This window comes from Paenibacillus canaveralius, from assembly GCF_047238265.1.
Classification (GTDB): Bacteria; Bacillota; Bacilli; order Paenibacillales; family NBRC-103111; genus Paenibacillus_F.
This window is the reverse complement of sequence record NZ_JBDFMM010000001.1, coordinates 916,288-929,922: the sequence shown is the minus strand read 5'-3', so window position 1 is coordinate 929,922 and position 13,635 is coordinate 916,288. Positions and strand designations below refer to the sequence as shown.

At 57.9% G+C, this 13,635-nt stretch carries 14 protein-coding genes; all 14 read right to left on the bottom strand.

Features of this window, described 5'->3' with window-relative positions:
- Positions 1-44 precede the first annotated feature (44 nt).
- From ABC395_RS04240 to ABC395_RS04175, 14 genes are read right to left on the bottom strand one after another with little or no spacing between them, the layout of a single operon-like run.
- Entirely contained in the window at positions 45-830 is a 786-nt protein-coding gene (locus ABC395_RS04240; protein ID WP_413000965.1) for an RnfABCDGE type electron transport complex subunit D, read from the bottom strand.
- Entirely contained in the window at positions 831-2,561 is a 1,731-nt protein-coding gene (locus ABC395_RS04235) for a CRTAC1 family protein (protein ID WP_413000964.1), read from the bottom strand.
- A gap of 40 nt (positions 2,562-2,601) precedes the next feature.
- Positions 2,602-2,865: an acyl carrier protein gene (locus ABC395_RS04230; protein ID WP_413000962.1), complete on the bottom strand. Its 264-nt coding sequence runs from the start codon at positions 2,863-2,865 to the stop codon at positions 2,602-2,604.
- Positions 2,866-2,879: 14 nt separating this feature from the next.
- On the bottom strand, positions 2,880-3,629 hold the full coding sequence (locus ABC395_RS04225; RefSeq protein ID WP_413000960.1) for an SDR family oxidoreductase: 750 nt from the start codon (positions 3,627-3,629) through the stop codon (positions 2,880-2,882).
- A gap of 8 nt (positions 3,630-3,637) precedes the next feature.
- Positions 3,638-4,906 (bottom strand): beta-ketoacyl synthase N-terminal-like domain-containing protein, encoded by a 1,269-nt coding sequence (locus ABC395_RS04220; protein ID WP_413000958.1) that lies wholly within the window; start codon positions 4,904-4,906, stop codon positions 3,638-3,640.
- A 36-nt stretch (positions 4,907-4,942) separates the two neighbouring features.
- Positions 4,943-5,770, bottom strand: coding sequence for a beta-ketoacyl synthase N-terminal-like domain-containing protein (locus ABC395_RS04215; protein ID WP_413000956.1), 828 nt, complete (start codon positions 5,768-5,770; stop codon positions 4,943-4,945).
- Positions 5,771-5,783: 13 nt separating this feature from the next.
- Entirely contained in the window at positions 5,784-7,031 is a 1,248-nt protein-coding gene (locus ABC395_RS04210) for a beta-ketoacyl-[acyl-carrier-protein] synthase family protein (RefSeq protein ID WP_413000954.1), read from the bottom strand.
- Positions 7,028-7,879, bottom strand: coding sequence for a hypothetical protein (locus tag ABC395_RS04205; RefSeq protein ID WP_413000953.1), 852 nt, complete (start codon positions 7,877-7,879; stop codon positions 7,028-7,030). Before ABC395_RS04205 ends, ABC395_RS04210 begins: the two co-directional genes overlap by 4 nt.
- A 45-nt stretch (positions 7,880-7,924) precedes the next feature.
- Entirely contained in the window at positions 7,925-8,614 is a 690-nt protein-coding gene (locus ABC395_RS04200) for a helix-turn-helix transcriptional regulator (RefSeq protein WP_413000951.1), read from the bottom strand.
- 3 nt (positions 8,615-8,617) lie between these two features.
- Positions 8,618-9,709, bottom strand: a complete 1,092-nt coding sequence (locus tag ABC395_RS04195) for a class I SAM-dependent methyltransferase (RefSeq protein WP_413000949.1) — start codon at positions 9,707-9,709, stop codon at positions 8,618-8,620.
- 17 nt (positions 9,710-9,726) lie between these two features.
- Positions 9,727-10,089, bottom strand: coding sequence for a cupin domain-containing protein (locus ABC395_RS04190; protein WP_009677210.1), 363 nt, complete (start codon positions 10,087-10,089; stop codon positions 9,727-9,729).
- A 17-nt stretch (positions 10,090-10,106) separates the two neighbouring features.
- Positions 10,107-10,859 (bottom strand): class I SAM-dependent methyltransferase, encoded by a 753-nt coding sequence (locus ABC395_RS04185; protein WP_413000946.1) that lies wholly within the window; start codon positions 10,857-10,859, stop codon positions 10,107-10,109.
- Between the two features lie 5 nt (positions 10,860-10,864).
- Entirely contained in the window at positions 10,865-12,190 is a 1,326-nt protein-coding gene (locus tag ABC395_RS04180) for an aminotransferase family protein (RefSeq protein WP_413000945.1), read from the bottom strand.
- Between the two features lie 4 nt (positions 12,191-12,194).
- A complete protein-coding gene (locus ABC395_RS04175) occupies positions 12,195-13,634 on the bottom strand; it encodes a class I adenylate-forming enzyme family protein (protein ID WP_413000943.1) in 1,440 nt (479 codons plus the stop codon).
- Position 13,635: the final 1 nt, after the last annotated feature.

Sequence of the window (13,635 nt, the reverse complement as noted above, 5' to 3'; positions counted from 1 at the left end):
GGCTTCTCCTCATCGGAGGAAGTCCTCCGCCCTGCCGTCCGGTTTCAAACGGGAATACCCGTTTTCCCCGTTTTTTTGGCCAGCAGCCTGTATGGCACTCCGAGCAGGAGCGTGACCAGAAAGGAGGCGTAAAATTGTGAATTCGTTATTTGATTCACACGCAGCCAGGCATCCGTAAACGCGATAAGAAAGGCGAACAGGATTCTCGCTCTCCGGGTGGGCGGCGTCGTTTTGGGATCCGTGATCATAAAGAAGGAAAAAAGCTGAAAGGATGCCCCCATCATCGGTCCGAAAGCGTAAAGGGCCGGTTCCCCGAACACCCCGACTCTTACCAAAGCGAAGAAGGAAAAACCCCCGATAAAAGCCAGGACCGAATCCAGCCGTTTCGCTTTATAGGCCGCAAAGAGACCGAGAACCATAATGAGGCCCATGACCTCGATCCCGTTGGTCCATTGCTTGGGCGTGCTCACCGCGTAGGCGGGCAGAGCGATCAGCATGATCACCATCGCGACATTGTTCGGGTTGAAAATGTGGGCGCCCCGCAGCCTGACGAACTGCTTGATCGTGACGGCAAGAGCGGCCGTCAGAATATAGGGCCATAGGGCATAGGAGCTTAGCAGCAAACTGATGCCGATGCCCGTAATCAGGGCGCTCAAAGGGAACGCCCACTTTTTCTTTAACCAGCCGGCCAGAATAAACTCAAGAGCGACCGCCGTTAGAACGGAAGCGAAGAATGAGTCCCATCTCTGAAAAAAACCGAGAAACAACTGGCCTGCGGCAACAAAGGACAACAAAAACGCCAAAATGTACAGTCTCGGATCTTTGCTCATCTAGTCCTTCTTTTCGGTCAGCCGCAAAATCTGGTTTTTGGGAACGTCCCGGAACTGTTCCACTCTTCCGCTGGGCCAGCGCACCGTGATCTTGTCCGCTTTGTCCGCCTTGCCGAGACCGAAATGCAGACGCGGATCGCTCTGGCCGCCGAAGCTGTTGGCGCCGTCTTTTTCCATGACCGTTTCCACTCCGTTCACTTCAAAAGTCACTCTCGCCCCTATCGCATCCCGGCTGCTCGGCGCCGTACCCGTCAGATCCAGCTTGATCCAGTTGTGCTGGTCGGTGACGGTATTCTCGTAAACCCGGGCCGGCCCGCCCTGATTGGCGAACACAAGGTCAAGCTTGCCTTGGTTGCGGATGTCGACCGCCGAAACCCCGCGCCCGTCTTCCACGAAGTCGAGCCCGACCTGTGCGGCAATATCCGTAAATTTATTTCCCTGCGGGTAGAAAAGAAATTTGTTCTCGTAGCCGGAAAGACTCTTGTCTGCGAAAGCCGGCCAGTTTTTCGTATCCTCGACGATATTGCCCGGTGTCGTTGCGAGCGTCCCCAAATCAAACCAGTAGTCTTTCTTCTTGCTGGCGGATACAAACCCCGTTTGCACGACGAGACTCGAATTTCCGCTGTTGTCCAGGTCCATAAAACGGGCTCCCCAGGAGAAGCCGGCCAAATTGACCCCCATTTCCTTCCCGCGGTCGATAAACCGGCCGTCTTGCCCGTGCCACAGCTGATTGCCTTCCAGAATATATTGGGATTTGCTGACGTTGCTGACGTACATGGCAGGCTTGCCGTCATGGAAAATATCCGCGAAGTCGACGTTCATTCCTTTGAAGGTATCATCTCCGATTCCCCTCGGTTGAACGACGGCCGTAAATTTCTCGCCCTTCTCGTTCAAATACAGGGTATCCGGTCCGAAATCGTTGGCGTTGTAAATGTCCGGCCAGCCGTCGTTGTTCACGTCCCAGGTTCCCGAGGCGAGAGTCCAGCCCGTATCGCCCACCCCGAGCTCTGCGGTAACGTCCGTGAAAGTGCCGTCCCCGTTATTCCGGTACAGCACGTTCCGTCCGCCGTTGCGCGCCCGCTCGAAATCGTTATGCATAATCTTCGTCGTCGTCAAATTCCACAGGTCGTTCTTTTCATGAAAATAACAAGACAAATACAGATCCAGATTGCCGTCTTTGTTATAATCGAGGACGATCGCCTTGTTGACGTAGCCTTTGTATCCGACGCCCGCCTGGTCCGTGACTTCCGTAAAAGTCCCGTTCCCGTTATTGTGAAACAGGCGGCTTTTGCCCCAGGAACCGACGAACAGGCTCGGATATCCACTGTTATCGTAGTCGAACCAGACGGCCGCCTCCGAGATGCCGTCCTTGTTAACATCCGCAATTCCGGCGGACTCCGCCGTTTCGGTAAAGGTGCCGTCCCCGTTGTTGCGGAAGAGGGCGTTCTTGGAGCCTTTGGCGGAATTGACGAAATAAAGGTCCATAAATCCGTCACCGTCGTAGTCGGCCGTAAACACGCCCGCTCCCGTCGAAGCCATCCAAGGCATAATGTTCGCCACTTTGGAGTCGAACGTCGGCTTGCTGTGGGTGAATTTTACACCGGAAGCCTGTGTGGTCTCCTTCAACGAAAAGCCGAAATCCGTCCGGCTCTGCCCGGGGCCGCAGCCGGTGGCCGTTAAAAGCAGCGCCGACACGGCGAGCAGCATTTTGCTCAAAGGTTTAACCTGCATATACTCTCCATCTCCTCATCCGTTCTTAATGAGATCCGGCTCAGCTTTGTCCCGCTCTGCTTGTGATAAAGGTCAGAATATCCTCCAGTGTCGCGATGCCGCCGAGATCGTCCTCACTCATTCTCACGCCGAATTCTCTTTCCAGGGTCACCACGAGTTCCAGGACAGCCAGAGAATCAATTCCGATTTCGGGCAGGGGTTTGCGCAGGAAAGCGTCGGCGTCGAGTTCTTCCACCGGCTCCGTGGAATCGAGAAGACTCACCGTTACTTCGATAATGCGGGATTTCACAGTTTTAACATTCATGACAGTTCTCCTTTTCAAAGTAATCCTCCGTCCACAACCAGTACGGCACCGTTCACATAAGAAGCCGCATCCGAGAGAAGGAAAAGGACGGCGGAAGCCGCCTCCTCGGGCGTTCCCAGTCTTCTCAGCGGGATATCCTTTTCCAGGTTCCGCTTGCGGCGGACGGGAACGGATTCCAGCATATCGGTGCCGATAAACCCGGGGGCTACGGCGTTTACCCGTATGCCCAGCGGTCCCGCCTCCTTGGCAAGCGCCTTGGTCAGACCGATAACGCCAGCTTTGGAGGCGGCATAATTGGTTTGTCCGGCCGCTCCGGCAAGTCCGGTCACGGAGGAGAGGTTCACTACGCTCCCGCCGGCAGCGGCAAGGGGACGGATGAGGGCTTTCAGAATAACGTACAGCGAGCTAAGGTTCACCTGAAGGACCGTGTCCCACTGCTCGTCGGTCATCCGGTACAGGGGCGTATCCTGTAAAATGCCCGCGTTGTTGACGACACCGTCTATGGGGCCCTCTTCAAGCAGTTTTCCGACCATCCCGACGACGGCAGGCTTGTCCGTAAAATCCGCCTGCACGCAGGAGACCCGCGATAAGTCCCTCCCCGTCTCATCCAGAAGCGACTCGGCCGCCTGCCGGTCCTTGGAGTAGGTGAAGACGACGCGGGCGCCTGCCGAAGCCAGCTGTTTAACGACGGCTCTGCCGATCCCCCGCGATCCTCCGGTCACCAAAATCGTTTTTCCTGCAAAACTGTAAGTCGTCGTTGCCATAGTCCCTCCTAGTCCGGCTTGTCGAACAAGACAGCCGCGTGGAATCCGCCGTAAGCGGGTACCGATTTTAAGGCGGACGCCGTTTTTTTGTGCACGGTTTGCGTCTGAACGGGAAGCTGCACCCTCGGATCGGCTTGTTCGTAATTCAGCGTGCGAAGCAGAAGTTCTCTCTTCATGCAGTGCAGAAGAAGCACGGTTTCGATCATGGCACTCGCCCCCAGCAAATGCCCGAAATACCCTTTGAAGGAGGTTACGGCCGGAACCGGCCGGTTCAGACCGCCGAAGGCACGATGGATTTCGTTCGCCTCGTACCGGTCCCACAGGGTGCTGCCCGAACCGTGCGGAACGATAACGTCAATTTCCGGGATCGTTCCGCGCCCGGCTGCTTCCGTGATGACCGACGCATAGGAGTGCCTCGAAACATCCGGGAGCGTCATATGCCAGTGTTCCTGGATGAATGCTCCTCCGCGGTAAACCGCCATGGGCTCCGCCGATCTTCGCGCGGCATGCTCGGCCGATTCGAGAATGAGCGTACCCGCTCCGTCCCCGAGAATGGAACCGTCTCTATGAAGATCAAACGGCCTGATTTTCATCTGCCTGGAAACAAACCCTTTCTCCCGGAGCCACAAATACTCCGATGCGTGCGCGTAGTCCGAACAGGCGACGATAACGAGATCCGCACCCCCGCTTGCTATGAGCATCCTCCCCAGTTCCAGGGCGTACAAACCCGAGGCGCAGGCATTGTTTACGACATAGCCCGGCCCGTTTACCCCCAGCAGCTGGGCCAGATAGAACAGGTAGGGAAACGTCTGGATATTAAAAAACTCGCGGCGGAACTCGTTGAAAAGCGGCGCTTGATCCCCTTGATTGTTCGGAGGGGCCCCATTCTGATAACCGATAAATTTATCGGTCAGCTTCACGGCACCCAGATTCTCGTGACCGATAACGAGCCCGATTCTGCTGTCTCCGGTTATCCGGAAAGAGGCGTCATCGAGCGCCTGCCGGATGGACAGGAGCAGCATGCAGAAGTCCCGGTCGTCCAGCAGATGATTTTCCGCAAGCCACCGCACGCTCTTCTCTTCCAGGCAATCGGCCAGTTCGAAATCCGGGAGAGAGAAGACCGGATATTCCAGACGGGTGCCGTCCGGGAAAGGATAGGAGCGCAGGGACGGCTCCGGGACCTTACCGGACAGCGCGGCTTCCCACACCTCTTGATTGCTTATGCCCAGGGAACACAACATGTTCGTTCCCGTAACCAGAACGCTAGTATTCTTCACGGTTATCTCCTCTTAACGACGCGGATTTGCACCGATTTAACACTCGACGGCAAGCAGGCCCTCCGGACCGGCATCCGCATAAATTACGGACGTGCCGGACGGGAGGCCGCTTCCGAGCTTGACAGCCAGCGCAGCGGGAAGCTGCTCGTCCGTCATGCGGATACCTGCCGCATCCGGCAGATCCGCTGCGCTTGTCATGCGCAGCTTGAGGCTGTTCTCCCCCGAAGGCTGCCGGGAGAGCACCAAAGCGACGACGGACTCCCGGGCGGTCACGTACCGGATGCTTCCCTCGAAGACGGCGGGCGGCAGCAGCCTTACGATGCAGACCGCCACATGGGAAGCGCTGCCCGACTCCAGCATGTCGGCCGCATACTGAAGCGACTTCACCGCCGAGAAGTCTCCGCCCGATATGGTGACATTGGGGCCGCCAAGCCCGAAATAAATGGATGCCTGGCCGGCAGTCACATTCAGCACGGTTTCCGGAAACAGACCCGGGTTCGTGTTGTTCACCCCGTACGTTTCCGCCTCCTGCTGCAGCCGGTCGATGGCCTCCAGATTCGCGTCGTTGGTCCCGACAACCACGCCGATGTCGTTTCTTTTCCCGTCGGCAGGGTCCACGGGAATCGAGGCCATCCGCAGCGCCCCGCGAATAGCCAGACTGGCCAGCCGTACGGCTCTGGAGTGTCTTTTCAGCCCCTTAAGTCCCTGTGACGCCTCCTCCGGTTCGTCCTCAATCCGTGAAGACAAAGCCTCGCTTCCCGAATCCTCAGCCGACGGCGGCCGGCCTTCCGGACGTTCTACAATCGCCGCAAAGCTGGGAGCCATATAATAACCGCACCCGTTTAAATAGATGAACTGCGGCACTGTGCCACCCCCTTTAACCCAAGTTTTCCCGCCCCTGCCCATGAACGGCGGACAGAACAATCGAGGAGTTCACCCCTCCGAACGCGTACGAGTTCGACAAAACGGTACGGTAACGGCCGGGCGCGGGCTCCTTCATCAGAACCGGGATCGGGCATGCCGGATCGGGCCGCTCCAGATTCAGCGTTGGCGGAGCCAGCCCTTCCTCCAGGCATTTCACGCTCATCACCGCTTCGATCGCGCTTGCCGCCCCCAGCGTATGGCCGATGTGGCCTTTGATCGAGCTTGCGGCCGGAAGCCGCGTCTCCTTGAAGACCGCCGACAAGGCGGCCGCCTCCATCTTGTCGTTCGCCTGGGTGCCCGTTCCGTGCAGGCTCACGTAATCGACGGCGGACGCCGGAACCGCGGCCATCTTCAATGCGGCGCGCATGGCCCGCACGGCGCCTTCCCCCTGCGGGTCCGGCTGGGTAATGTGATGAGCGTCGCAGCTCATCCCGTACCCGAGCAGCCCGGCCCGCGGACGTATGCCGCGTGCCTGCGCATGAGCCTGCGACTCGATGACGAGCACGCCCGCGCCTTCACCGAGGATGAGTCCTTTCCGGCGGACGTCGAAGGGCATGCAGCGGTCGGGCGCCATGGCGCGCAGGCTGCTGAATCCCGTAAAAGCGACCCAGGACAGCGAATCGGCTCCGCAGGCGATCATCACATCCGCTCTGCCCGACGCAATCTCGTCCATGGCTCTGGCGATGGCGAAGTTTCCGGCTGCGCAGGCGTTGGTGAACGTCCATACGGGCCCCTTCAATTCAAGCAGCCGTCCGATCCCGTCGCTTATGACGTGCGGCCCTCCGAAGGCTCCGCTGCGCTTTCCCTGAATGGCGCCTTCAAGCGGGTCGATGTCTCCCATCGTGGTGCCTACGCAAAGCCCGACCCGATAGCGGGAAAGCTCAGGCTTCCCGATTCCCGCATTCCGCAGAGCCTGCTCGATGGCGGGCATCAGAATCCGGGTCGCTCTTCCCGATTTCCGGAGGGCGTCCGGAGCGTAGACGGAGAGAGGAATATCGTCGATCTGGCAGCCCATCCGGTTCGTGTGCTTCTCCACGTCAAACACCGTGATCGGTTTGACGCCGGTCTCTCCCCGCAGCAGATTTCTCCAGAAGGTTTCCTCGTCCGTGCCGATCGAAGTTACGACACCCAGGCCCGTAACCACTGCCGCCCGTTCCTCTCGGCGGGTTCGTTCACCGGATGCAAAGCCCTCCCGGTTCATTCGCCCCGCCCTTCTTTCGAAGGATTCCAGATGGGGCTGAGATCGCTGATTTCCGGGTCCGGCCGCTGAAACTGATCCATGCCCCGCTCACGCACGACGATCTCGACCGCTTCTTCCTTGGATGCTTCCGCCCGTTCCTTCAGAGACGGATCATCGGGATGGGCCGCATACCCTTCTTTCCAGATCTTCATGCCGTCGCCGACCTCGCCTTTTTTAACCAATGCATCCCCCAATGCCGTGTACGCCAGAGACCACATGTAGAAAGGATGGTCTCCTTCGAATTTCTTCGTGACGGCCAGACAGAAGGAGAGGTCCTGAATGGACTTGTCAATCCGCTGCAGACCCACCGGCCAGTAAAGGTTGTTGATTCCGCGGGCATAATGAGCCAGCCAGTCGTACGGGTCCTTCTCCAGCACCTCATTCATCAATTCAATGGAGTGAACGGATATTTGGCCGAGAGAGGCGGTTCCCAGAGATTCGTTCTGCATCTGGTCCACGTAAGCCAGTGCCAGTTGAAGCTTGGCCCTTGCCGGGGGCTGCTCCAGCGACTTCATAAACGCGACGAAGGCGTCGATCCGGCCCTCTTTGCCCATCGTGATCCGGAGCGCATTGCCGTAGGCGAGGTTGTCCGGCTCGGCGGCAACCTTTTTTTGCAATTCGTCCGCACTTCCCTGCACCTGTCCGCCGGCCGCGGCTTTCTCCTTCTCGAACGCAAGATTGTACTGCGCAAGCTGCATGCCGTCGGATATCGGGGGAAGCTTGTAGGGCCGGTTCCAGTAATAGTAAAATTCCGTTAATAGTGCTGCCACAATCAGAACGGCTAGCAAGAACTGCCATCTTTTTCTCATACGGTTACCCCTCGCTTTGACTTGTTTGGGATCTCCCTCGGACGTTCATAAAATAAACTGGCTGTAATAATGCTTCCGGTAATCGGAAGGACTCACACCGACCTTCTTGCGGAAGATTCTTCCGAAATGGGTCATATCCCCGTATCCCACGGCGTAACAGGCATCCGTAACGGAGTGTCCTTTTACGAGAAGCTTCTTGGCCTCCCCGATCCGCTGTTCGATCAGATAGTCGCGGAAGGTGATGCCGAATTGTTTTTTAAACCCTTTCGAAAACTGCCATTTGCATACGTAGCATTCTTTGGCCGCACTCTCCAGAGAGAGCTCGCCCGTCCCCAGGTTATCCCGGATATACTTAAGCACCCGCTCCCAATCCATCTCGTTATCCGGACCGGTACCCGCCGCCGTCTTCCCCCGGAAGACATGACTCTGAATGGACGCCATATAGTGAAAAAGGAGCTGGATCACAAACCGCGACTGCTTGTCCGCCTTCGTAAAAACATACACGGGTACGGAGGCGTCCGCGGGTAATTCGTCTTCGTCCAACCGCTCGTTCTCCGTAAGGACGACAAGCGCCTCGCAGTTTCCGCTCACAGCCTGCCTGCGGGCGTCTTCCGACGTACCGACGTGCAGGATCAGACCGTCGGCCACATAGGCGGCAGCGGTTGTATCACGGGGATCGGGCCGGCCGCTGTCCGCCGAATCCATCCCGGCTCCGTGGTCCCAGAATACGATCATAGGCTAATCCTCCCGGCTTCCGGTTATAATCGCGCCGCGGACCGGCCCCTCGTTCACTTTGACGCAGATGTCCCGGTAGCCCGCGGCCTGCATGACATCCCGCCAGTCTTCCGGCCGGAGAAATCCGAAACAGGACACGTCATCGTCCGCTCCCCCGACCGGCTTAAAATCGGGCAGCAGCGAGAAAATAAATTCCTGATGCAACCTGGACCGGTAATGCTCCCTTACACATTCGGACAGCACGATCGTTCCTCCCGGTTTCAGCAGCCGGCGCAGCGCGTCCAGTGAAAGAGCGAGATCCTCCGCACAGTGCATCACATTGACGGCGTAAATAAAATCGTACGTCTCCCCGCCGCTCTTCACCTCATTGATATCCAGCGTCACCTGACGAAGCTTATGCGGAGGAAGCTCTCCTTCGAGCATCCTGCCGGCTTTCGCGGCGAGAAGTCTGCTGACGTCCGACACCGTATACTCCTCAACGGACTTCGACCGGAGACGGATTTCCGTCAGCAGAGCGCGTGTTGCCGAGCCGAAACCGGTACCTAGCTCCAGGATGGTGCAGGACTGCGCGGAAAGCAGATCCGCCAGCTCTTCGGCCGCCCACTGGTTGTGCACCGCATACAAGTCATGCGCATTGTGGAAATATATTTCCCACAAGGCGACGCCTTCGCGGTTAAACAGCCTGTGCCGAGGCTGAATTTCTCCCCGGACGGCATCGAGCCAGAACGTCCCCGCGTATTCGATAAGTTTCAGCGAAGGGGCCACGTGCACGGCCGGGAAAGGATTTCCCGGATTGGTCCAGTCCCGGCCTTTGGGAGTCAGCTCCAGCTCCGCCGTCCCCTCAGGTCCGGTTGTCCTGCGGACGAACTCCTGCTGCTCCAAAAAATGAAAGGCCCAGTTCAACAGCGGCCTGTTTTTCTCCTCACAAGCGATCCGATCATACAGCACGCTTTCCTGCACCGGTCCGTTCAGATCGATGCCCCCCGCCTTCAGGGCCCCCAATAGGATAAAGGCCGTAAAGTCCGAGACATATTCATAGGCCGCATGATAAGTTTCGTTAAACAAAGCCGTCTTAACGGTCGTAACATCCCTCACCCTTGTTCCTCCCAGCCTTACGATGTGGTCTCGATCTCAACGATCCTTTGACGGATCACATGATAATCGATAAAGACGTACAACAAGGCCCCGTTCTCGGTGCGGACGTCATGGGATTCCGCCAGACCCGCCGTAAGAAAATCGCCTTCCTTCATCACTTCATTCTCATTCAAAATAAGATCGCCTTTGATGAGATAGGCGAATTCTCTTCTCGGGTGATCGTGCATCGGAATGAAGCTTCCGGGATGGAGTTTAACAAGAAAGCACAACCGGCCCTGTTCGTCTTCATACAGGTAGCTCATTTCGGTATTTTCGTAGATGCCCGGCTCCCAGTTCATTTCTTCCCATTTAATGAGCTTGTGTTTATTTTCGGTTTCCATCTGGAACCCTCCCTGGCTTAATCCGTTTTTTTCTCCAAATGAAGCAGCATCCGGGGACTTGAGGTCGTAAGCGGAGACAGATCGAAACCTCCGTAAACCCCTTTGACGCCGAGTCCCGCGTTTCCGTGCAGCTGCAGCAGCTCGGCAGCCGTGTACAGACGCAGGTTCAGCCGGGACGACTTGAGTCTGCCGTTGTCAAACCAGCTCATCTCTTCGTTCCATCTGCCGGTTACGCTGTCGAACTCCCGCTGCGACCATACGGGACAGCCGTTCATCATGTCCCACGTCTTTTTCGCGCTGTACAGAAGCTTGAAATCCCGGTTTTCCGTTTCCTGAATCACTTGCCCGCCCGGTTTCAGAGCGCGGTAGACACGATGCAGAATATCCTGGTTCTCTTCTTCGTTTTCCAGATAGCCGAATGCCGTGCCGAGATTAAGAACCGCATCGAATGTCTCCGCGAAATGGAGCTCTCTCATATCCAGAGACTTGAATTGCGCTTCGGCTCCGGATGCCCGGGCCCGCCGCCGCGCTTCATCCAGCAGCGTATCCGACGCGTCGATGCCGGTCACTTTGTACCCCCGCAGTGCGAGAGGGACACTGATCCGGCCCTGCCCGCAGCCCAAGTCGAGAATGGACGCGCCTTCCGGCAGATTCAGCAGGGACAGAAGCTGCCCGGTTTCGAAGCGGGTACGCTCTTCATTCAGAATCACTTCGGAGAATAGAAGATAATCTTTCCCGAAAAAGTCGTGCCAGTGCTCTTTTGCCGCCATTATCCTCACCTCATTCGTCTTAATGCTCTCGTCACGCCATGCACGAGAAAGTCGCATTCTTCCCCGCTGACATTCAGGGGAGGATACATCAGAAGAATCCCGTTGAAATAATTGCCCAGTATGCCTTCGTCATGGAGATGCCCGGATAACCGGCGCCCCCATTCGAAATCGACCGGCTCTTTGGTCGCCTTGTCCTTCACAAATTCAATCGCAAGCATCAGGCCCATTCCCCGGATATCGCCCACATTCGGATGGCCGGCCAGCGCGTCCGCAAAGTCACCCAGAAGTCCCCGGCCGCGTACGGCCGCGTGGTCCAGCAAGCCTTCCTGCTCGATAATTTCCAGCACCTGCATGGCCGCCGCGCAGCCGACCGGATGTCCGCACTGCGTCGACCCGTGGAGCAGGATGCCTCCGTTTCCGAATAAACTTTCATCCAGTTCGCCTGACATCAGCACGGCCCCCATCGGAAAATATCCGCCGGTCAACCCTTTGGATACGGCAAGAATATCCGGCTCCAGCCCGTATTTCTCGCTTAAGGACCAGTGCCCGGTTCTGCCAAGCCCCGTTGTCACTTCATCCGAGATCACCGCAATGCCGTATTGCCGCGTCAAATCCCTGACCTGTGAAAAAAACGTCTCCGGCATAAGAACCACTCCGTTTACCGCCTGAATCGGCTCCACAAGCACGGCGGCGATCGTCTCGGGTCCCGCCTCCACGATCAGGCGTTCCAGCTCCTTCAGGCAGAAATCCGCCGCACTTTCGGGAGTGGAAGCAGCGGCAGGAGGCCGGTACAAATTAGGCGACGGAGCGCACAAGCAATCGTCCAGGCCCCTGCCGAACATCTCGCGGATGCCCAGATGAGTAACCGAACCGGAGCCGTAGGTGGTTCCGTGAAAACTTCCGTCAAACGAAACAAACTTGTCCCGCTTCGCCTCCCCGCGGGAGATGAAATGCTGCCGGATGAGACGCATAGCCGTTTCCACGGCCCCCGACCCGTCGTTCGTAAAAAACACCTTGGCATACCGGCTGCCGCAGAGGCGGAGCAGTTTGTCCGCCAGAGGCTCGACAAGATCGTGTGTCTGGGCGCAGGTCGACGCGAAGCTTAATCGCTCCATCTGTTCCTTCATCGCCTGGATGACCCGCCAGTTGGAAAGCCCCACCGTGGGAACCGCCGTAGTGGTGTACAGATAAGCTTTGCCCTGCGTGTCGTACACCCAGGAACCGTCCCCCCGCTCCAGACAAGTTACCTGCCCGAGCCAGGTGTCTGTCGTAAGCGTGCCGCTGGGAGGCATCCATGTGAACGGATGGACGACCGGATAGCTTTTTTCCATGAACTCACCTCAAAGATTGGATTGGACGGATCAGCTTGCCGCTGGCCGTCTTCGGAAGCTCTTCCTTCAGTTCGATCACGTCCGGCCAGAGGCGGGAATCTTTGATCTCGTGAATAATCGTCGAGCGGATTTGTTTCATCGGAATCCCTTGTTCACAAGTGATCCAGGCATGAACTCGCGTCCGCCCTTCGGAACTGTCCGCAAAAACGAGCGCTTCCTTGATTCCCCCGAGCTTCATGAGCTCGCTTTCGATCTCGCTCGGGTCCATATTGACTCCCCCGCGGATGATCAGGGAATCGGCTCTGCCGAGAACGTAAATCTCGCCTTTGCGGATCACGGCGCGGTCGCCCGTCCTCAGCCAGCCGCCCCTGATTTTGGAAGAGGTCGCTGCCGGGTCGCCGTAATAGCCCTTCATGACATTAGGCCCCCGCACGTACAGGACGCCTTCCTCGCCGTCCGCGGCCGTCCTTCCCTCCGCTTCTTCCACCCGTACCTCTACCTCGACGCCTGCGAGAGGTTTGCCGACGCAGCCCCTCCGCTCCAGAAAGGCTCCCGTTTCGGTCAGGCAGCTGATCCGGGGCGAAGCCTCGGTAAGCCCGTAAGCGTTCCAGACGACCGCGTCCGGGAAAGCCCCGGCAATGAGCTCCGCCTGCCTGAGGGTCAGGCATTCCCCGCTCAGCATGAGGCAGCGCAGGCTTCCGAAATCGTACCGTTTGCGAAAACGGGCGAACGTGGCGGCAACCGTCGGCGTCGTGCCGAGAATAGTAATGCCGTCCTGCCGGATGCTCTTCATTGTGCTCAGCGGGTTCGTATCCGGGGGCCGGAAATAGACGGCCGCTCCCCGGAATAAAGACGGCAGCAGCTCGCCCGTAAGAGCCGAAGCGTACGTAAGCGGCCGGAACAAATACAGCCTGTCCTCCCGGTCCGGCTTGAAGTAGCCCAGAATGCTGCCGACGTTCGACCAGATGTTGTCGTAGGTCAGCATGACGCCTTTGGGCCGTCCGGTCGTTCCCGACGTGTACAGGACGAACGCGACGTCCCGCAGCTCTTCCCTGGGCGCGGGCGCTGCCGCTGCCGGCTGAAGCCCGGAGTGAAGTACGCCGTCTTCGTCTACATGCGCCGGTGTGATGTAGGAGTCCGGCTCGATCCAGCCGAGCACTTTATCGGTCAAGCCGGGGTTTTTGGCGGGATCGACCGGAACGAGGGTTACTTTCTGCCGGAGCGCCGCCAGGAAGAGCGGGATCGCTCTCCAGCCGATCGAAATATCGACCGCGACGGTCCGCTGTCCCCGGGTTGGATCGGCTCCAAGGCCGGCTTTTTCCAGCATCTCCGCATGAATCTGCGCAAGCTCCGTTATCCGGCTGTAGGAGACTTCATGTGTTCCATCCACTGCGCATAGGCCACAATGGTCAGATAGCTGACGGAAAAATAACTTTGCATCCATC

Excerpts from the sequence above, each read along its gene's own strand:
- ABC395_RS04185 (WP_413000946.1), bottom strand. The coding sequence starts at position 10,859 with ATGGCGGCAAAAGAGCACTGGCACGACTTTTTCGGGAAAGATTATCTT.
- ABC395_RS04240 (WP_413000965.1), bottom strand. The coding sequence starts at position 830 with ATGAGCAAAGATCCGAGACTGTACATTTTGGCGTTTTTGTTGTCCTTT.
- ABC395_RS04200 (WP_413000951.1), bottom strand. The coding sequence starts at position 8,614 with ATGATCGTATTCTGGGACCACGGAGCCGGGATGGATTCGGCGGACAGC.
- ABC395_RS04230 (WP_413000962.1), bottom strand. The coding sequence starts at position 2,865 with ATGAATGTTAAAACTGTGAAATCCCGCATTATCGAAGTAACGGTGAGT.
- ABC395_RS04225 (WP_413000960.1), bottom strand. The coding sequence starts at position 3,629 with ATGGCAACGACGACTTACAGTTTTGCAGGAAAAACGATTTTGGTGACC.
- ABC395_RS04235 (WP_413000964.1), bottom strand. The coding sequence starts at position 2,561 with ATGCAGGTTAAACCTTTGAGCAAAATGCTGCTCGCCGTGTCGGCGCTG.
- ABC395_RS04180 (WP_413000945.1), bottom strand. The coding sequence starts at position 12,190 with ATGGAAAAAAGCTATCCGGTCGTCCATCCGTTCACATGGATGCCTCCC.
- ABC395_RS04190 (WP_009677210.1), bottom strand. The coding sequence starts at position 10,089 with ATGGAAACCGAAAATAAACACAAGCTCATTAAATGGGAAGAAATGAAC.
- ABC395_RS04210 (WP_413000954.1), bottom strand. The coding sequence starts at position 7,031 with ATGAACCGGGAGGGCTTTGCATCCGGTGAACGAACCCGCCGAGAGGAA.
- ABC395_RS04205 (WP_413000953.1), bottom strand. The coding sequence starts at position 7,879 with ATGAGAAAAAGATGGCAGTTCTTGCTAGCCGTTCTGATTGTGGCAGCA.
- ABC395_RS04175 (WP_413000943.1), bottom strand. The coding sequence starts at position 13,634 with ATGGATGCAAAGTTATTTTTCCGTCAGCTATCTGACCATTGTGGCCTA.